This window comes from Roseiflexus castenholzii DSM 13941, from assembly GCF_000017805.1.
GTDB classification, from domain to species: Bacteria; Chloroflexota; Chloroflexia; order Chloroflexales; family Roseiflexaceae; genus Roseiflexus; species Roseiflexus castenholzii.
Genome location: NC_009767.1, coordinates 2859462 through 2876285, shown reverse-complemented (window position 1 = coordinate 2876285; position 16824 = coordinate 2859462). Strand labels below are relative to the sequence as shown.

The 16824-nt window shown below is 61.3% G+C and carries 14 protein-coding genes; 13 read left to right on the top strand and 1 reads right to left on the bottom strand.

Features of this window, described 5'->3' with window-relative positions; translation table 11 throughout:
* Window positions 1-33: 33 nt before the first annotated feature.
* From RCAS_RS11495 to RCAS_RS11440, 11 genes are all read left to right on the top strand, one after another.
* Window positions 34-357: a GIY-YIG nuclease family protein gene (locus RCAS_RS11495; RefSeq protein ID WP_012120734.1), complete on the top strand. Its 324-nt coding sequence runs from the start codon at window positions 34-36 to the stop codon at window positions 355-357.
* A gap of 327 nt (window positions 358-684) precedes the next feature.
* A complete protein-coding gene (locus tag RCAS_RS11490) occupies window positions 685-3198 on the top strand; it encodes a GIY-YIG nuclease family protein (RefSeq protein ID WP_012120733.1) in 2514 nt (837 codons plus the stop codon).
* Window positions 3195-3728 carry a XamI family restriction endonuclease gene (locus tag RCAS_RS26505; RefSeq protein WP_456300006.1) on the top strand — a complete coding sequence of 178 codons (534 nt, stop codon included), beginning with the start codon at window positions 3195-3197 and terminating at the stop codon, window positions 3726-3728. Before RCAS_RS11490 ends, RCAS_RS26505 begins: the two co-directional genes overlap by 4 nt.
* Window positions 3729-3758: 30 nt before the next feature.
* Window positions 3759-4187 carry a hotdog fold thioesterase gene (locus RCAS_RS11480; protein ID WP_012120731.1) on the top strand — a complete coding sequence of 143 codons (429 nt, stop codon included), beginning with the start codon at window positions 3759-3761 and terminating at the stop codon, window positions 4185-4187.
* A complete protein-coding gene (gene dtd / locus RCAS_RS11475; RefSeq protein ID WP_012120730.1) occupies window positions 4184-4657 on the top strand; it encodes a D-aminoacyl-tRNA deacylase in 474 nt (157 codons plus the stop codon). The genes RCAS_RS11480 and dtd overlap by 4 nt, the downstream gene beginning before the upstream one ends.
* Window positions 4654-4896, top strand: coding sequence for a hypothetical protein (locus RCAS_RS11470; RefSeq protein WP_012120729.1), 243 nt, complete (start codon window positions 4654-4656; stop codon window positions 4894-4896). The genes dtd and RCAS_RS11470 overlap by 4 nt, the downstream gene beginning before the upstream one ends.
* Before the next feature lie 75 nt (window positions 4897-4971).
* Entirely contained in the window at window positions 4972-5736 is a 765-nt protein-coding gene (locus tag RCAS_RS11465; RefSeq protein WP_012120728.1) for a DUF6754 domain-containing protein, read from the top strand.
* Window positions 5737-5901: 165 nt separating this feature from the next.
* Window positions 5902-6573 (top strand): hypothetical protein, encoded by a 672-nt coding sequence (locus RCAS_RS11460; RefSeq protein WP_012120727.1) that lies wholly within the window; start codon window positions 5902-5904, stop codon window positions 6571-6573.
* Between the two features lie 57 nt (window positions 6574-6630).
* Entirely contained in the window at window positions 6631-9618 is a 2988-nt protein-coding gene (locus RCAS_RS26220; RefSeq protein ID WP_012120726.1) for a hypothetical protein, read from the top strand.
* A complete protein-coding gene (locus tag RCAS_RS11445) occupies window positions 9615-10262 on the top strand; it encodes a hypothetical protein (RefSeq protein ID WP_012120725.1) in 648 nt (215 codons plus the stop codon). Before RCAS_RS26220 ends, RCAS_RS11445 begins: the two co-directional genes overlap by 4 nt.
* A 20-nt stretch (window positions 10263-10282) precedes the next feature.
* Window positions 10283-12313 carry a glutamate mutase L gene (locus RCAS_RS11440; protein WP_012120724.1) on the top strand — a complete coding sequence of 677 codons (2031 nt, stop codon included), beginning with the start codon at window positions 10283-10285 and terminating at the stop codon, window positions 12311-12313.
* A gap of 499 nt (window positions 12314-12812) precedes the next feature.
* Here RCAS_RS11440 and RCAS_RS11435 read toward each other — a convergent pair whose 3' ends face one another.
* A complete protein-coding gene (locus RCAS_RS11435; protein ID WP_041330649.1) occupies window positions 12813-13559 on the bottom strand; it encodes a peptidylprolyl isomerase in 747 nt (248 codons plus the stop codon).
* Between the two features lie 549 nt (window positions 13560-14108).
* Between RCAS_RS11435 and fni the strand changes: the two genes are divergently transcribed.
* Window positions 14109-15146, top strand: coding sequence for a type 2 isopentenyl-diphosphate Delta-isomerase (gene fni, locus RCAS_RS11430; protein WP_012120722.1), 1038 nt, complete (start codon window positions 14109-14111; stop codon window positions 15144-15146).
* Window positions 15147-15172: 26 nt separating this feature from the next.
* Complete coding sequence (gene recF / locus RCAS_RS11425) at window positions 15173-16357, top strand: DNA replication/repair protein RecF (RefSeq protein ID WP_012120721.1); 1185 nt, start codon at window positions 15173-15175, stop codon at window positions 16355-16357.
* The last annotated feature ends 467 nt before the right edge of the window (window positions 16358-16824 follow it).

The following is a 16824-nucleotide window of genomic DNA, read 5'->3' as shown; positions in this document are numbered from 1 at the left end:
GTCAATTGGGCGATCGTGGCGAAGAGAAATATTATGAGAAACTATAACTTCTATGTTTATATACTTACTAACTGGAACAACAAAGTCATGTATATCGGTATGACGAATAACCTTGAACGCAGGATATATGAACACAAAAACAAAATGGTAGATGGTTTTACTAAAAAATATAATGTAAATAAATTGGTTTACTATGAACACACAACAGATGTCTATGCGGCAATCGCCAGAGAAAAAGAAATTAAAAAATGGCGACGGGAGAAGAAGAACAAACTGGTAATGAGTATGAACCCTGAATGGAAGGATTTGAGTTCCGAGTTTGGAGTGGGGGAGGATTTCTCGCTGCGCTCGAAATGACAATGCTGCGCTCGACAGGACAGGGAAATCGCAGGCCGGCTGGAACGTCAACACCTTGCTGGTACGGACCTATTGGCAGAGCGGGCGGCACACCATGGAGTTCCGCTTCCAGTCAAGAGACCCCTTTGTCATTTCGAGGGAGCGCCTGCGACCGAGTGTCATTTCGAGGGAGCGCCAGCGACCGAGAAATCTTGGAAGATTTCTCGCTTCGCTCGAAATGACAATACTGCGCTCGAAATGACAATACTGCGCTCGGGATGACAATGCTACGCTCGGGATGAGAATGAATGCGCTCAAGGTGACAATATAATTTAGGAGAGACTGCCGATGAGTAACTTCTTCCCCCCGCGCCCCAAGGTCGAGCCGAAAATCTACGCCTACAAGGACACCAACCCCGAATACGAGGGCTTGCTCAAGATCGGCTACACCACCAAGAGCGTGCAGGAGCGGGTGGCGCAGCAGTATCCCACCCTGCGGCCCGGCGGCAAGCTGCCGTATTGCATCGTGCTGGAAGAGCCGGCTATCCGCAACGATGGCACAGTCTTCACCGATCGCGACGTGCACCGCATGCTGCGCATCAACGGCATCCGCAACGAGGGCGGCGAATGGTTCCGCTGCACCGTCGAACAGGTCAGGGCGGCGATTAATGCCGTGCGAGCTGGGCAACTCTTGGAAGAGCAGCGCTCCCTCAACTTCACGATGCGGCCAGAGCAGGAGGCAGCGGTGGCAAAGACCATGGCCTACTTCCAAAGCTACCGCCGGGAAAACGGCAAGCCGCCGCATTTCCTCTGGAACTGCAAGATGCGCTTCGGCAAGACCTTCGCCGCCTATCAACTGGCCAAACGCATGGGCTGGAAAAAGGTTCTCGTGCTGACCTTCAAGCCAGCGGTGCAGAGCGCCTGGGAAGAGGATTTGCGCTGCCACGTGGATTTTCAGGGCTGGCAGTTCATCAAGCCCGGCGGGCTGACCTACGAGCAGGCAGATAAAAACAAGCCTATCGTCTGCTTTGGCTCGTTTCAGGACTATCTCGGCCGCAATCCGAAGACGGGCGGCATCAAAGCCAAGAACGAATGGGTGCATGCCACCCACTGGCACTGCGTCATCTTTGATGAATACCACTTCGGCGCTTGGCGCGAGAAGGCCAAAGACCTGTTTGAGGGCGAGGATGAAGCGGAACGGAAAGCCTCGGAAGGGGAAGCCATTGATTACTTCGATGAGGATATCCTGCCCATCACCTCCGATCACTACCTGTACCTTTCCGGCACACCGTTCCGGGCCATTGCCACCGGCGAGTTCATCGAAGAGCAAATTTACAACTGGACATATTCTGATGAACAGAAGGCAAAAGAGGAGTGGGACGACAGCAACGGCCCCAACCCCTATGCCGCATTGCCGCGCATGGTGCTGATGACCTATCAACTGCCAGACGCCATTCGCGAAGTGGCGATGCAGGGAGAGTTCAACGAGTTCGATCTGAACGTGTTCTTTTCGGCCGAGGGCGTGGGCGACAAGGCGCGGTTCAAATACGAAGACGAGGTGCAGAAGTGGTTGGACCTCATCCGTGGGGCATACCTGCCTACAAACCTGGATAACCTCCGTTTGGGAGCGCAGAAGCCGCCGCTCCCCTACTCGGATGTGCGGCTGCTGAATGTGCTCACCCATACGGTCTGGTTTTTGCCCAGCGTGGCCGCCTGCTACGCCATGCGCAATCTCTTAGCCAAACCACACAACAAGTTCTATCACGATTACAAGGCCATCGTGGCTGCCGGCGCCGCTGCGGGCATCGGCGTCAATGCCCTCCCGCCGGTGCTGGACGCCATGGGCGATCCGCTCAAGACGAAAACCATCACCCTCACCTGCGGCAAACTGACCACCGGCGTCACGGTTCGGCCCTGGACGGGCATCTTCATGCTGCGCAACACATCTAGCCCAGAAACCTACTTCCAGGCCGCCTTCCGCGTGCAGAGTCCATGGACGATTCAGAATCCTGACGGAACCTCACCCAACGCGGAGCTGATTCTCAAAGAAGAGTGCTATGTGTTCGATTTTGCGCCGGATCGCGCCCTGCGGCAGATTGCCGACTACAGTTGCCGCCTGAATGTGAATGAGGATGACCCGGAAAAGAAAGTGGAGGAATTTATCCACTTCCTGCCGGTGCTGGCGTATGATGGGAGTTCAATGCGACAGATTGATGCCGCCGGCGTGCTGGAAATGGCCATGAGCGGCACCACCGCCACCCTGCTGGCCCGCCGCTGGGAAAGCGCGCTATTGGTGAATGTGGACAATGACACTCTGCGGCGGCTGATAACCAACGAACAGGCGATGCAGGCGCTGATGAACATTGAGGGCTTCCGCAACCTCAATCAGGAGATTGAAACCATCATCAACAAGTCGGAGGCCGTGAAACGGCTGAAAAAAGAGGCCAACGACCGAGCGCTTTCCGCTCAAGAAAAGCGTGAGCTGACCGAAGAGGAGAAGGAATTCAAGAGCAAGCGCAAACAGATTCAGGAAAAGCTCATCAAGCTGGCGACGCGCATCCCCATTTTTATGTATTTGACCGACCATCGGGAACGAACGCTGCGCGATGTGATCACCCAATTGGAACCGGGATTGTTCAAGAAAGTTACGGGGCTGACGGTGAAAGACTTTGAACTCCTCGTCAGCCTCGGCGTCTTCAACAGCGCGCTGATGAACGATGCAGTGTACAAGTTCAAGCGGTATGAAGACCCAAGTCTGGTTTATACGGGTATTAACCGTCACGAAGGAGAAGATGTCGGACTGTACGATACCGTCTTGCGCCGCGCGGAATATGAGGCGACATTGGTGCATGAGGAAAGATAGGTTGTCACAGGTTCAACAAAACAATGGAACCGGGCGCGTATGCCTTCTGTCTGAATGTGCCCGTCGGGAAGACGCAGAGAGTCAATATCCCGATTGACGTTGTGATCCAGCCCAAGAAACTACGCACGGACCGGTTGCCAATCCGTATCGAGGCCAGGTCAGCGGGTGATTTCACAAACAAGCGGCGCAAGGAAGAGGCGACGCAGAATCGCCGGTTACAGGCGACCTACGGGAAGACTGTGGCTTTCGTGCTCTTCCTTTGCGGGTATTTCGGCAACGACTATCTGGGGTGCGCCGAGGGGGATCGACCGGGTGTGGGAGCACAGGATCGACGATTTGGGCAAACTGGAGTTGGAGGATCAATGCAGGCGAACCAATTCTGTGTAAAATGGAGCAAGATTAATCTGGCGCAACGCATTGACACACCTTTCGGCATACAACCGTCCGGCGCCTGCGGCGATATGCGATACCCGTCTCCGCGCGCCGCAGAATCAGTTCTCAGTTCTCAGTTCTCAGTTCTTAGTTCTTAGTTCTCAGTTCTCAGTTCTCAGTTCTCAGACATGACAACACCAGACCTTTCTCAACTCACACGCAGCGGTCTTGCCGACCGGCTCGGCATTCAGATCGTCGAACTGACACCGCAGCGGATTGTGGCGACGATGCCGGTGACGGCAGACCATCATCAACCGCTCGGCTATCTCCACGGCGGCGCATCGGTCGCGCTCGCCGAAACGGTCGCCAGCATCGGCGCATTCTTCAATTGTCCGCCGGGAAAGGCAGCCTTCGGTCTTGAGATCAACGCCAACCACATTCGCCCCAAGCGCGAGGGGGTGGTGACTGCAATCGGCGCGCCGCTGCACGTCGGCAAATCGACGCAGGTGTGGGAGGTGCGCATCGTCGATGAGCAGGAGCGCCTGATCTGCATATCGCGCTGCACCATTGCAGTCGTCGATCTGGCACAAACGATGGAACGGGGATCACAGGCATGAGAGCGGTCATTCAACGGGTCAGCGAAGCCTCCGTCACCGTCGATGGCAGAGTGATCGGCGCTATCGGACGAGGATTGCTGATCCTGCTCGGTGTTGGCGTCGGCGACACCGAAGCGGAAGCAAAACTCCTGGCTGAAAAGAGCGCCAACCTGCGGATTTTCGCCGACGATGAAGGGCGTTTCAACCGTTCCCTCCTCGATATCGGCGGCGAGGCGCTGGTCGTCTCACAATTTACGCTCTACGCCGATACCCGGCGCGGGCGCCGCCCCAGTTTTTCCGACGCTGCGCCGCCGGAGATCGCTGCGCCGCTCGTCGAAGCCTTTGCGAACGAACTCCAACGCCTGGGGATCGCCGTCGGCGCCGGACAGTTCGGCGCGATGATGCAGGTTGCGCTGGTGAATGATGGTCCGGTGACGATTCTGCTCGACAGCGCCATTTTTCGCGAACCGCGCAACCGGCATGAACGATGACCCCATCGCCACACAATGAACCGCTCGAGCAACTTGCCAATGCTCTTAACCAACGCGGACTGGCGACACCAGCCCGCATATTGCTCGACATCCTTGCGCCGCTCGGATTCATCGCCGGACAGATAACGCTCTTCGCCCGTCCCTTCGTTCCGGGAGACCGCTGGGCGCGTTATATCGATGCGCTGTCCGACAGGCAGGGATGGGAACAATTACGCGATATTCTGAACCGTGACTGTTGACAAACGATTTGATTTGAATTACACTCAAAGCCAGCACAGCGCGCGACTGTGTAAAGAATTGTGCGGAGGCAGTTCGTGGATCTCCCCCTTCAGACACTTGCCCTGCTGCTCATCGTTTTCATCGTCATTATTCTGACACTCCTCTACCATGCGCGCGCGCTCGACCGGCGTCGCACCTTCAGCCGCCGTCCGTTGCCTGCATTGGAGGCGCTGAGGCGTGGGTTAGGGAGCGGCGCCGAAACGGGTCGTGCGCTTCACCTTTCGCCGGGCAGCGGCGTCATCGGCGCGCGCGCGACTACAGCGGAAACGATCGCAGGGCTGCTCGCTGCTGAGCGCACCGCAACCGAAGCCGCTCTCAGCGGTATTCCGGTGATTGCCAGTTCCGGCGATGCGGTGGCGCATCTCGCACTGCGCGGCACGTTGCGCCAGGCGTATCAGCGCGCCGGGCTTGGGCAAGATTACGATGCCGGGAACGTGCAGTTGCTGGCACAGCAAGACCCCATGGCATATGCGTCGGGTGTCGTGACGCTGTACGGACGGCAGCGCCTCGAAGCGAGCCAGTTGATCGGCAGTTTTGGGTACGAAGTATTGCTGGCCACTGAGGCGGGAGCGCAATCCGGTATCCCACAGGTCGCCGGCGCGACGACATCGACTGCGTTGCCGCTTATCTATCTGACGGCTGATGGCACGCTGATCGGTGAGGAGATCTACGCCGCCGAAGCCTATCTGTCGCGCGCCCCCGAAGCGCATGGTCGCTTGCTGACCCATGATGCACTGCGGACTGTGACGATCGTGGCGATTGTCGCGCTGGCGCTCTGGCAATCGCTGATTGGCTTGTAACACCAATGACGATTGAAGATGCCGCATGCTTGTCATTCCGAGCCCTTCGCTTCGCTCAGGGTAGACGCAGCGAAGAATCTGCGCGGGTCGCGCAAGACCCCTCGCTCTGCTCGCGGTGACAATGCCAGATGTTCACAGATAATTGGTATAACACGGGAAGGATCGATGACCTTTCTACGTGATCCCAAACGTTTGATCGCCACCATCGTCGCCGGAGTGGCCGGGTTGTTGGTGTTGATCGATTTCGCCGGACCTGTGCCGGGCGTCAGTGCTCTTGCGCAGATAATGCTCGATTGGGCTGCGTTGGTGGCTGCATTGGCGCTAGTGATCGGTGTGGTGAATGTGACCGGTCATCACATTGGTCGTGTGGCGCGACGCAGCGCCGACTGGAAATACAGCCTGATATTGCTCGCCGCAATGGTCATCGTCATTGTCGCGGGAACGCTCTTTCCTCTGCAAAACCCGGACGGAAGTCTGACCTTCCCGTCGAGCCTGATTGAGCAACCAGTACGGTTGGTGTTCAGGGCGGTCTATACGCCGCTCGCAAGTTCGTTGCTCGCATTGCTGACGTTCTTTAGCCTGAGTGCGGCGCTGCGCGCCGTTCGCCGCCGCACAGGAGATGCGCTGGTTATCGTTACCGTGGCGCTGGTCGTGCTGATCGCCGCGTCGCTGCCGCAACTGGAACGCGCGCCTGTGGTCGCCGACGGGGTGCGCTGGCTTTCGGATTATGTCGTGCTCGCCGGTGCGCGCGGCTTGCTGATCGGCGCCGCTATCGGTGCGCTGGTCGCAGGAGTGCGGCTATTGCTCGGGTTCGACCAACCATATCTTGATCGATAAAGGAACGGATGCGCGCTCATCATCATCGCGCGAAAGTCCAGCGTCCAGGGAGCAGTGGTGATCTGGTCAAATCGCAATCCATATTTGCCGCCGTGGCTCCAGGATGTGCCGCTGCCGCCAAAGCCGCCGGCACCGGAACAGGAGGATACAGGTGATGCGCCGTTGTTCTCCGGCTTGCCGGAGTGGCTGCGTGACGAAGACGAGACGGATCAGGCAACCACGCCTTCCTGGTTACGTCCGGCGCCGGATACGCTGGGGGAAGAGGCATCGACGCCAGCCCGGACGCCCGGCTCCGAGCCAGCACCCATAGCGCCTTTTGCCCCTCCTGCGCCGTCCGAGGCGTCGCCGCCATCGTGGCTCCAATCGCTGCGCGACTCCATCGTGATGCCGGACACGCCCGAATCCGATGAGACTGCTTCCGAATCGGCGCCATGGACTTCGACTGAAGCATCTGATATTGGACTCCCGTCTGGATTGTCTACCGGTCGCGGCGAGATGGAAGCGCCTCCATGGCTGGCGAATGAACGTCCCGAGCACCATGCTGATGCGTCGCCTGACCGCAGTGTTGAAGCGCATACCGGTCGTGATCGTCCATCCTGGTCTGGTGACGCTGGCGAGGAGCAGAATGAAGTTGATCTCCCGGCATGGCTGCGGGAATTGCCGGTCACTGATGATATGTCGCAGACGCCTCTGCCTGCTTCCAAGGCGCGCAGCGAAAACCTGCCCGACTGGTTGCGCGACGTTGCCGCCGCGCCGCCTGAGCCGCCATCCGCCCCACCGTCCGCCGCCCCCGCCCCAACCGGCGACCTGCCCGACTGGTTGCGCGACGTTGCCGCCGCGCCGCCGGAACCGCCATCCGCCCCGCCGTCCGCCGCCCCTGCCCCAACCGGCGACCTGCCCGACTGGTTGCGCGACGTTGCCGCCGCGCCGCCTGAGCCGCCATCCGCCCCGCCGTCCGCCGCCCCTGCCCCAACCGGCGACCTGCCCGATTGGTTGCGCGACATCGCCGCCGCGCCGCCTGAGCCGCCATCCGCCCCGCCGTCCGCCGCCCCCGCCCCAACCGGCGACCTGCCCGATTGGTTGCGCGACGTTGCCGCTGCGCCGCCTGAGCCACCGTCCGCCGCGCCGTCCGCCGCCCCTGCCCCAACCGGCGACCTGCCCGATTGGTTGCGCGACATCGCCGCCGCGCCGCCTGAGCCGCCATCCGCCCCGCCGTCCGCCGCCCCTGCCCCAACCGGCGACCTGCCCGACTGGTTGCGCGACGTTGCCGCCGCGCCGCCTGAGCCGCCATCCGCCCCGCCGTCCGCCGCCCCTGCCCCAACCGGCGACCTGCCCGATTGGTTGCGCGACATCGCCGCCGCGCCGCCTGAGCCGCCATCCGCCCCGCCGTCCGTCGCCCCTGCCCCAACCGGCGACCTGCCCGACTGGTTGCGCGACGTTGCCGCTGCGCCGCCTGAGCCGCCGTCCGCCCCGCCGTCCGTCGCCCCTGCCCCAACCGGCGACCTGCCCGACTGGTTGCGCAACATTGCCGCTGCACCGCCTGAGCCGCCGTCCGCCCCGCCGTCCGTCGCCCCTGCCCCAACCGGCGACCTGCCCGACTGGTTGCGCAACATTGCCGCTGCACCGCCTGAGCCGCCATCCGCCCCGCCGTCCGCGCCTGTGCCGCCTGCCGGTGGCGTCACGCCACCCGCCGGTGATCTGCCCGATTGGCTTCGGACACCTGCTTCATCATCCCAGGAAACGCCTCCCTGGCTCGAAGATGAACACGGACGGACGATTCCTTCAGGCGATGCAGGATTGCCGGATTGGCTGCGCGGCATTGATATTACACCACCTGATGCGCGTGACGGGCAACCTCAGACGATGGCCTCTCCGGCGGCTCAAATCTCGAGCGATTTACTCAGCGGCATGGACCTGCCCGAGTGGCTGCGCGTCGAATCTGAACCAAAACCGGAAACGGCGCCAGCCAGTGCGCGCGACCTCGACTGGTTGAAGCGCCTCGGCGGCATTGTCGAAGACGAAGCAGGCGTGGGAACAGCGGTTGCCGCACCGAAACTTCCACCACCTCCGGCGCCGCAACGCACTGAAGAGCAGATGCAGGCGCTGAACCTGTTGCGCCATCTGGCTGCCGAACCGATACCATCCGCTGCGCCGCTGCCGGCGCCAGAGCGCGAGAGCGCTCTTCAGCGTATTGGGCTTGATCGGTTGCTCTCGATTACTCTATTGGTCCTTGTTATTATTGCTGTCGCGTTCTCAGGAGTCGCCCCGTCACTCGAAGCGCCGCCCCTCGTTCCCGCCGTGTCCGACACCTACGATCAGATTGCAGCGCTCGGCGCCAATGATGTCGTGCTGGTTGGCTACGAATGGGACGCCAGAAGGGTCGGTGAATTGCGCCCGCTCGAACGAGCCGTCATCGGACACCTGATCACCCAGAACGTCAAACTCATTCTGGTGAGCACCGATCCCCAGGGAACCCTGCTCCAATTCGATCTGCTCGATACGTTGCGCAATGCCGGATACCGGCAGCAAGGCGAAGGGTATCTCCTGTTGGGATACAAACCCGGCGGTGAGATAGCGCTTCGAACGCTGGCACGCGATTTTCAGGCGGTGTTGCGCAGCGATTATCGTGGAGACGACGCGACCGGCAGCGCGTTGATCGCCGGCATCGACACGGGTCGTCCTGTTGCGCGCCTGAACGACCTTTCACTCATCATCGTTCTGGCAGATGACACGCCCGATGTGCAGGGGTGGATGGAACAGGTGTACCCACAAGCGCAGACGGGTGACCAACCGACGCCAATGGTTTTCTTGCTTCCAGAAGAGGCCGCACCTGTGGTTCAACCATACATGCGCCAGCCGGGTGTCGCCGCTATTGCCGGGCAGCGTGGGGCGCTGGCATATACGGCGATCAGCCAGGGCAGTGGAGCGCCAGGAGTCGCGGAAGCGGTCACACATCAACGCCTGGTCATTCTGCTGTTTGTTGTTGTGCTCGTGTCCGGTCTGGCGATCAGCGGCATCAACGCAGCACGGAGGAGGCGTCCATGAGCCAGGATGTCATCGTCAACATCATTGCCGCACTATTGACGCTCATGGTTCTAAGCAGAGTGGCAGGCGACAACCCATTGTTTCGCGTCGCGCAGTATCTGTTCGTCGGCGCCTCCCTCGGGCTGGCGTTCGTCGTGGCGTACCATCAGGTGCTGCGTCCGGCGGCGTTGGCGCTTCTCAATGGCTCAATGACCGCCGTATGGTTCTACGGCGTACCGTTGCTGCTTGGCGTATTGCTTCTGCCGCGTATCACAGGAGAACAGCGGTTGTCGTGGCTGGCGAACATCCCTCTGGCGCTCGTCTTCGGCGTGGGTGGGGCGCTGGCAATTGGCGGCGCCATCATCGGCACGCTGCTGCCGCAAATCCGCGATACGGCGCGTCCACTGACCGGAGGACCAGAGCACATTGCCGGGATGGTCGTGCTGATCGTCGGTACGGTGCTGACCCTTGCATCTTTCTATTACACAGCGACGCCGGAAAGCCGCAGCGGGCGTATCGTCAAAGGCGCGGCTGCCGTTGGTCACTGGCTGATTATGGTTGCATTCGGCTTCTTCTTTGCCGGTGCGCTGCAAAGTTATCTAAGCGCGCTGGTTGAACGCGTGAACTTTGTTCTGGCAACGGTGCGCGGTTTGTTTGGCGCGTAGGAAAAGGAATTCAGCGTAGCATGTCCGTCCCAATCGCATTGCATGCCTTTCTGGTCGCCGATGTCGGCAGCACAATGACGCATGTCTGGCTGGTTGACGCCGTCGATGGCGAAACTCGTCTTATCGGCTATGCCGAAGCGCCGGGCAGCGTTCCTTCGACCGGCGACGCAACACCCGCCATTCTCGAAGCCGTACAGCGCATCGCAGAACAAACCGGTCGCCGTCTGATCGACAACAATACGCTGGTGATGCCGAAAGAGGCGGAGGGCGATGGTGTTGACGGCATTCTGGTCTGTAGCAGTGCAGCAGGCGTTATGAGCCTGATCATTGCGGCGGTCGCCGGCGATATTTCGGCGCGGAGCGCGCAACGCGCCGCGCGTGCAACATATACTCGCGTCCTTCAAACCATCACGCTCGATGATGCAGTTCACCAGGAACAGATCGGCGTCCTCGCAGATTCGGGCATGACCTGGATCGAACGCCAGGTGCAGGCGTTGCTCGGAGTGCAGGCTGACGGCGTAGTGATTGTCGGCGGAATCGAAGGCGGCGCGCACGACGCGCTCATTCGCCTCGCACATATCGTCGGACTGGCATCACGGAGCGTTCAGACAGACGCCCAGGGCAGACAAACCTACAATGCCGCCCGAAAACCGATCATTTTCGCAGGAAACAGTCAGGCGCGTGCAGGGGTGGCTGCGGCGCTGGAGGACCACCCCGATCTCATCGTGGTTGACAATATTCGACCAACCCTGGACATCGAGCGCCTCGATCCGGTGCGCCGCGAAATCGTGCGCTTCTACAACGAGCACATCCTGACCCGCTTCGCGCGAACATCGGGCCTTCAGCGCCTCTCTCGCGCGCCTGTGTGCACATCGTGCGACGCCACGGGTGTGATAACCCGCTTCGCGGCGGAGACGGCGCAGTGTAACGTTCTGACCCTCGATGTCGGCTCATTGAGCACGACTGCGCACTTGTGCAGCGAAGGACGCTATAGTCCCGTCGTTTTGGGCGGCGTCGGCATCGGGTATGGGGTTGGGGCGCTCCTGGCGCAACGCGGAGTCGGCGCCATCCGACGCTGGCTGCCCTTCCCGATCAGTGAGCGCGACCTGGCACACTGGCTCCTCAACAAGATGTTGCGTCCGCACATTCCACCTCTGACCCGCGAAGAACTGCTGATCGAGCACGCAGTAGCGCGCGAGGCGCTTTCCCGCGTGATAGAGACGCTCCTGGACGAGCGACCCGATGCACGATACGACCGCGTCTTCGTTGGTGGCGGAGTGTTGCGCCATGCACCCCATCCCGGCCTTGCATTGCTCACCGTTCTGGATGCACTGCAACCAACCTCTCAAGAGAATATCATGACACTCGATGTGCACCTTGATAGCCTGGGGTTAATGAATGCCTGCGGCACACTCGCCTTTTCCGAAGCCGACGCCGCGCTGACGTTGTTCGAGCGTGACCTGATGAACAACACGCCGCTGGCGACGGTCGTCACAACGCTTGGCGAAGGGCGTGCAGGAGAAACGGCAGTTGAAGCCGAGTTGCGGGTGGAAGGCAAGTCCACCTATACGATGCGTGTCGCTCATGGTGAGATCGCATGTTTGAGCCTGCCCCCTGGCCAGTACGGCACGCTGACGCTGCGACCAACCGCTGGTGTGCGGATCGGGCGCAACGCACCGGGCGCCGAAGTCGCCTCAGAACTGGCGGCCATTCGCGGCAGCGCCCTTGGTGTGGTCATCGACGCGCGCGGCAGACCGCTACGCCTGCCGGACGAGCCAGCGGCGCGGCAGCAGGCGCTCTGGTCGTGGTTAGTGGCGCTTGGCGTCGAGCGCGAACCATTGCCATATCCGGCGCTCGACACGGTTATCGAAGCGCCGTCGCCGACTCTGTCTTCCACAGGGAGTGAGCCGCACAGCAGCCGAGCGTCACTCTTGCAATCCGACGAACGCCCGTCAACGGAGTCAGGCGACAGCATCGAACGTGATCTGGCAAAACTGCGTGAGACAGTCGAGACCCCCCAGAAAAGGCGTGGGCTTTTCCGCCGAAATTGACCTTATACCAATGACGATTGAAGATGCCGCATTCGTGTCATTCCGAGCCCTTCGCTTCGCTCAGGGTAAACGCAGCGAGGAATCGGAGCGGGTCGCGCCAGCCCCCTCGCTTCGCTCGGGGTGACAACGCTCTCCGATCTCTCACGATCCAACCAGATGATTGAGGTCGCGCCAGACCCCTCGCTTACGCTTGAAGATGCCGCGTTCGTGTCATTCCGAGCCCTTCGCTTCGCTCAGGGTAAACGCAGCGAGGAATCTGAGCGGGTCGCGCCAGACCCCTCGCTCTGATCGGGGTGACAACGCTCTCCGATCTCTCACGATCCAACCAGATGGTTGCGGTCGCGCCAGTCCCCTCGCTTACGCTTGACGATGCCGCATTCGTGTCATTCCGAGCCCTTCGCTTCGCTCAGGGTAAACGCAGCGCGGAATCTGAGCGGGTTGCGCCAGACCCCTCGCTCTGATCGGGGTGACCATGCCGGATGGTCACAGGGAATTGGTATTACTGCTCAGTGATGGTCACCTTCAACATCTGCTCACCCGGTCCTGCCGGATTGGCATCCGGGTCGCGCAGCGGGATTCCATTCACAATCTCCTGACCTTCGATCACTTCGCCGAAAATGGTGTACTGACCGTTCAGATGCGGCGCCGGCGCAGTCGTAATGAAGAATTGCGATCCGGCGCTGTTGGGCATAGCAGTGCGCGCCATTGCAACAATGCCAGGACGATCAAAGATCATAGTCGGGCCGAATTCGTCCTTGATGGTGTATCCCGGTCCTCCCATGCCGGTTCCGGACGGATCGCCGCCCTGCGCCATAAAATTGGGCAGCACCCGGTGCCATGTGACGCCATCGTAAAACCCTTCACGCGCCAGGAAGACGAAGTTGTTGACCGTTTCCGGCGCAAGATCGGGACGTAACCGGATAACAATATCGCCGCGTGGGGTGGTAATCGTCGCAGTATAGGTCTTCGACGGATCAATGGTCATTGGCGGCGGTGCAGTATAGAACCCGTTGCGCGCCGCCACGTCCGCCGGCAACGGACCCGGAACGCCGCCCGTCGCCGGCGTCGCAGCAGCAAACGGCGGAACCGTCGGCTCGACGACCTGCGGTCGACCGCTGGATTGCGCAAGCATCAAGCCAAGGACGACGAGCACTGCAATCACAGCGACCGCTGCAATGATCCCGGCTGGCGAGACCCCCTGCGTCGCCGGTTCTTGCCCTTTTTTGTTCCGTGATGCCTGACTCACACCTCTCCTCCATTCCATATCCACAGGTATGCATTTCACACCACAGAGGCACAGAGAGCGCAGAGAGAACCACCTTCCCCCTTCGTACCTGCAACCTGCAACATGCGCACCGGCACACCGCCGTCCATCCTGACCCCCTGCCACCCCATCCACAGGTATGCATTTCACACCACAGAGGCACAGAGAGCGCAGAGAGAACCACCTTCCCCCTTCGTACCTGCAACCTGCAACATGCGCACCGGCACACCGCCGTCCATCCTGACCCCCTGCCACCCCATCCACAGGTATGCATTTCACACCACAGAGGCACAGAGAGCGCAGAGAGAACCACCTTCCCCCTTCGTACCTGCAACCTGCAACATGCGCACCGGCACACCGCCGTCCATCCTGACCCCCTGCCACCCCTCGCGCCTCTCACCTCGCGCCTGGTCTCTCAGACAGTCGGCTATTATAGCGCATCGGCGCAGCGTTTCCGCCATCACACATCCGCTGTGCCACAGGTGAAGTAAATCTGGTATCATGGCAGGCACACATCCGTGAGGAATCAACATGAGCGAATCTGAACAAACGAGCAGTCGCAAGCTCGATCACGTGCGCATTGTGTTAGGTGAGGACGTCGCCGCCAAAGGAGTGACGACCGGTTTCGCCGCCTATCGCATGCCACACGAAGCGGCGCCAGAACTCGACCTCGCCGAAATCGATACCGGTTTGACCTTTCTCGGCAAGCGTATGCGCGCGCCGTTGCTCATCAGTTCGATGACCGGCGGCGCGCGCGATGTGGCGCGCATCAATCTGGCGCTCGCCGAAGCCGCTGAGACGCTGGGGCTGGCAATGGGGGTTGGATCGCAGCGCGCTGCGCTGGTTGATCCGCGCGTGGCGGAGACCTATCGGGTTCGGCATGTCGCGCCAACAATTCCGCTCCTGGCGAACCTTGGCGCAGTGCAGCTCAACTATGGTTTTGGCGTCGATGAGTGCCGCCGCGCGGTCGAGATGATCGAGGCAGATGCGCTGGTGTTGCACTTCAACGCGCTCCAGGAAGCCGTCCAGCCGGAAGGAAACACGAACTTCAAGGGGCTGTTGCGCCGGATCGAAGAAGTGTGCACCCGCCTCGACGTTCCGGTGATCGTCAAGGAAGTCGGCAACGGCATTGGCGCCGCTACTGCCCGTCGTCTGGTCGATGCGGGTGTTAAGGTTATCGACGTTGCCGGCGCAGGCGGCACCAGCTGGAGCGAAGTCGAACGTTTCCGCCATAAAACCGAACGCGGCGCGCAGGTGGCGGCAGCATTCGCCGGGTGGGGCATTCCCACCACCGAAGCCATCCGTCAGGTGCGCGCCGCACTGCCCGACATCACGATCATCGGGAGCGGCGGTGTGCGCAGCGGGGTGGATGTGGCAAAGGCTATCGCGCTTGGCGCCGATCTGGCCGCTACCGCGAAACCGGCGCTCATTCCGGCAGTCGATGAACGCGGCGCAGAGGCGGTTATCGAGAGTTTGCAGGTCTATATCGATGAATTGCGCATTGCGATGTTCTGCACCGGTTGCGGCGATCTGGCGGCGCTTCGGCGACTGCAACTCGAACGGATTTGAGCGCTGCGCGCCGGATAGTCGCCGTTATGTATGTGACGCACCTCAGTCTGCGTGATTTTCGCAATTACGAACGGCTCGATCTGAACCTCGAACCGGGAGTGACCCTGCTCTACGGTCCTAACGCGGCAGGCAAAACGACGGTGCTGGAGGCGATCTATTTTCTGGCGACCACCCGTTCGCCGCGCGCCGGCGCCGATCGCGAACTGGTGCGCTTCGAGGCGCAGGGCGATCTTGGCGTGCCGCCGTTTGCCCGCCTGGTGTGCGATGTTGTGCGCGCCGATGGGTATGTGCGGCTCGAGGTCGTTGTGCAGCGCCGCGCCGAGGAGGAGTCTGCAATCGGCGCGACGCCGACCATCAAGACAGTGCGGATCGACCGGAAAGCGGTGCGCGCGCTCGACCTGGTGGGGAACCTGCGTGTGGTTCTGTTCACTCCCGCCGATATTGCGCTGGTAACCGGCGCGCCGGCTGAACGACGCCGCTACCTGGATGTAACCCTCTCGCAGATCGACGGGCGTTATGTGCGGACCCTGGCGCATTATCAGAAGGTCGTGCAGCAGCGCAACAGTCTGCTGCGCGCCTGGCGTGAGGGGCGGCGTCCATTGCGCTATGCCGACGATGAACTGGCGTTCTGGGACCGGGAACTGGCAATGGCGGGCGCGTATCTGCTGCGCGAACGGCTACACGCCGTCGTTGACCTCAACGCCCTGGCAGGACCACTCTATTGCCGGATGTCGGGCGGTGACACGCCACTGACCCTTGCCTATCAGAGCAGCGTTGCGGGTATTGATTCGGTTACCGACAGCCGCGCTATCGAGCAGGCATTTCTGGCACACCTGACACGCCTGCGCGACGACGAGATCGGGCGTGGGCAAACGCTGATCGGGCCACACCGCGACGATCTGCTGATCGCGGTTGGCGGCGTCCCCATTGGCGCGTATGGTTCACGCGGACAACAACGCAGCGCCACACTGTCGCTCAAACTCGGCGAAGCAAAACTGATGCGAATACGCACCGGTGACGCGCCGGTGTTGCTCCTCGACGATCTGCTCTCCGAATTGGACGCCGAACGACGATCGCACGTGCAGGATATTCTGGAACGTCCCGACCAGCAAACGATCGTGACTGCCACCGGAACCGACGACTTCGACCTGAAGTTCCTCACGCGCGCGCGTCGCTGGCGCGTCGAAAGCGGGCATTTGTATCCGGCGTGAGGCACGAGGCGCGGGGCAAGAGGCACGAGGTACGAGGCACGAGGCGCGGGGCAAGAGGCACGAGGTACGAGGCACGAGGCGCGGGGCAAGAGGCACGAGGCGTGAGACGCGAGGCGTGAGGCGCGGGGCGTGAGGCACGAGGTACGAGGCGCGGGGCGTGAGGCACGAGGCGTGAGACGCGAGGCGTGAGGTGTGAGGCGAGGGGCGTGAGGCGAGGGGCGTGAGGCGAGGGGCGTGAGGCGAGGGGCGTGAGGCGAGGGGTGTGAGGCGAGGGGCGTGAGGTGTGAGGCGAGGGGCGTGAGGCGCGGGGCGTGAGGTGTGAGGCGAGGGGCGCGAGGCGTGAGGCGTGAGGCGTGAGGCGTGAGGCGTGAGGCGTGAGGCAAGAGGCAAGAGGGTATGAAGGTGTGTGCGGAAGTTGAGCGGTTGCAGTGCAACGGCTCAACCCACCGCAACGGCTCCGTTGCGGG

What these genes read in the sequence shown, in the direction of transcription:
- RCAS_RS11495 (WP_012120734.1), top strand. Translation starts at nt 34, where the DNA reads ATGAGAAACTATAACTTCTATGTTTATATACTTACTAACTGGAACAAC.
- RCAS_RS11490 (WP_012120733.1), top strand. Translation starts at nt 685, where the DNA reads ATGAGTAACTTCTTCCCCCCGCGCCCCAAGGTCGAGCCGAAAATCTAC.
- RCAS_RS11480 (WP_012120731.1), top strand. Translation starts at nt 3,759, where the DNA reads ATGACAACACCAGACCTTTCTCAACTCACACGCAGCGGTCTTGCCGAC.
- dtd (WP_012120730.1), top strand. Translation starts at nt 4,184, where the DNA reads ATGAGAGCGGTCATTCAACGGGTCAGCGAAGCCTCCGTCACCGTCGAT.
- RCAS_RS11470 (WP_012120729.1), top strand. Translation starts at nt 4,654, where the DNA reads ATGACCCCATCGCCACACAATGAACCGCTCGAGCAACTTGCCAATGCT.
- RCAS_RS11460 (WP_012120727.1), top strand. Translation starts at nt 5,902, where the DNA reads ATGACCTTTCTACGTGATCCCAAACGTTTGATCGCCACCATCGTCGCC.
- RCAS_RS11445 (WP_012120725.1), top strand. Translation starts at nt 9,615, where the DNA reads ATGAGCCAGGATGTCATCGTCAACATCATTGCCGCACTATTGACGCTC.
- RCAS_RS11440 (WP_012120724.1), top strand. Translation starts at nt 10,283, where the DNA reads ATGTCCGTCCCAATCGCATTGCATGCCTTTCTGGTCGCCGATGTCGGC.
- fni (WP_012120722.1), top strand. Translation starts at nt 14,109, where the DNA reads ATGAGCGAATCTGAACAAACGAGCAGTCGCAAGCTCGATCACGTGCGC.
- recF (WP_012120721.1), top strand. Translation starts at nt 15,173, where the DNA reads ATGTATGTGACGCACCTCAGTCTGCGTGATTTTCGCAATTACGAACGG.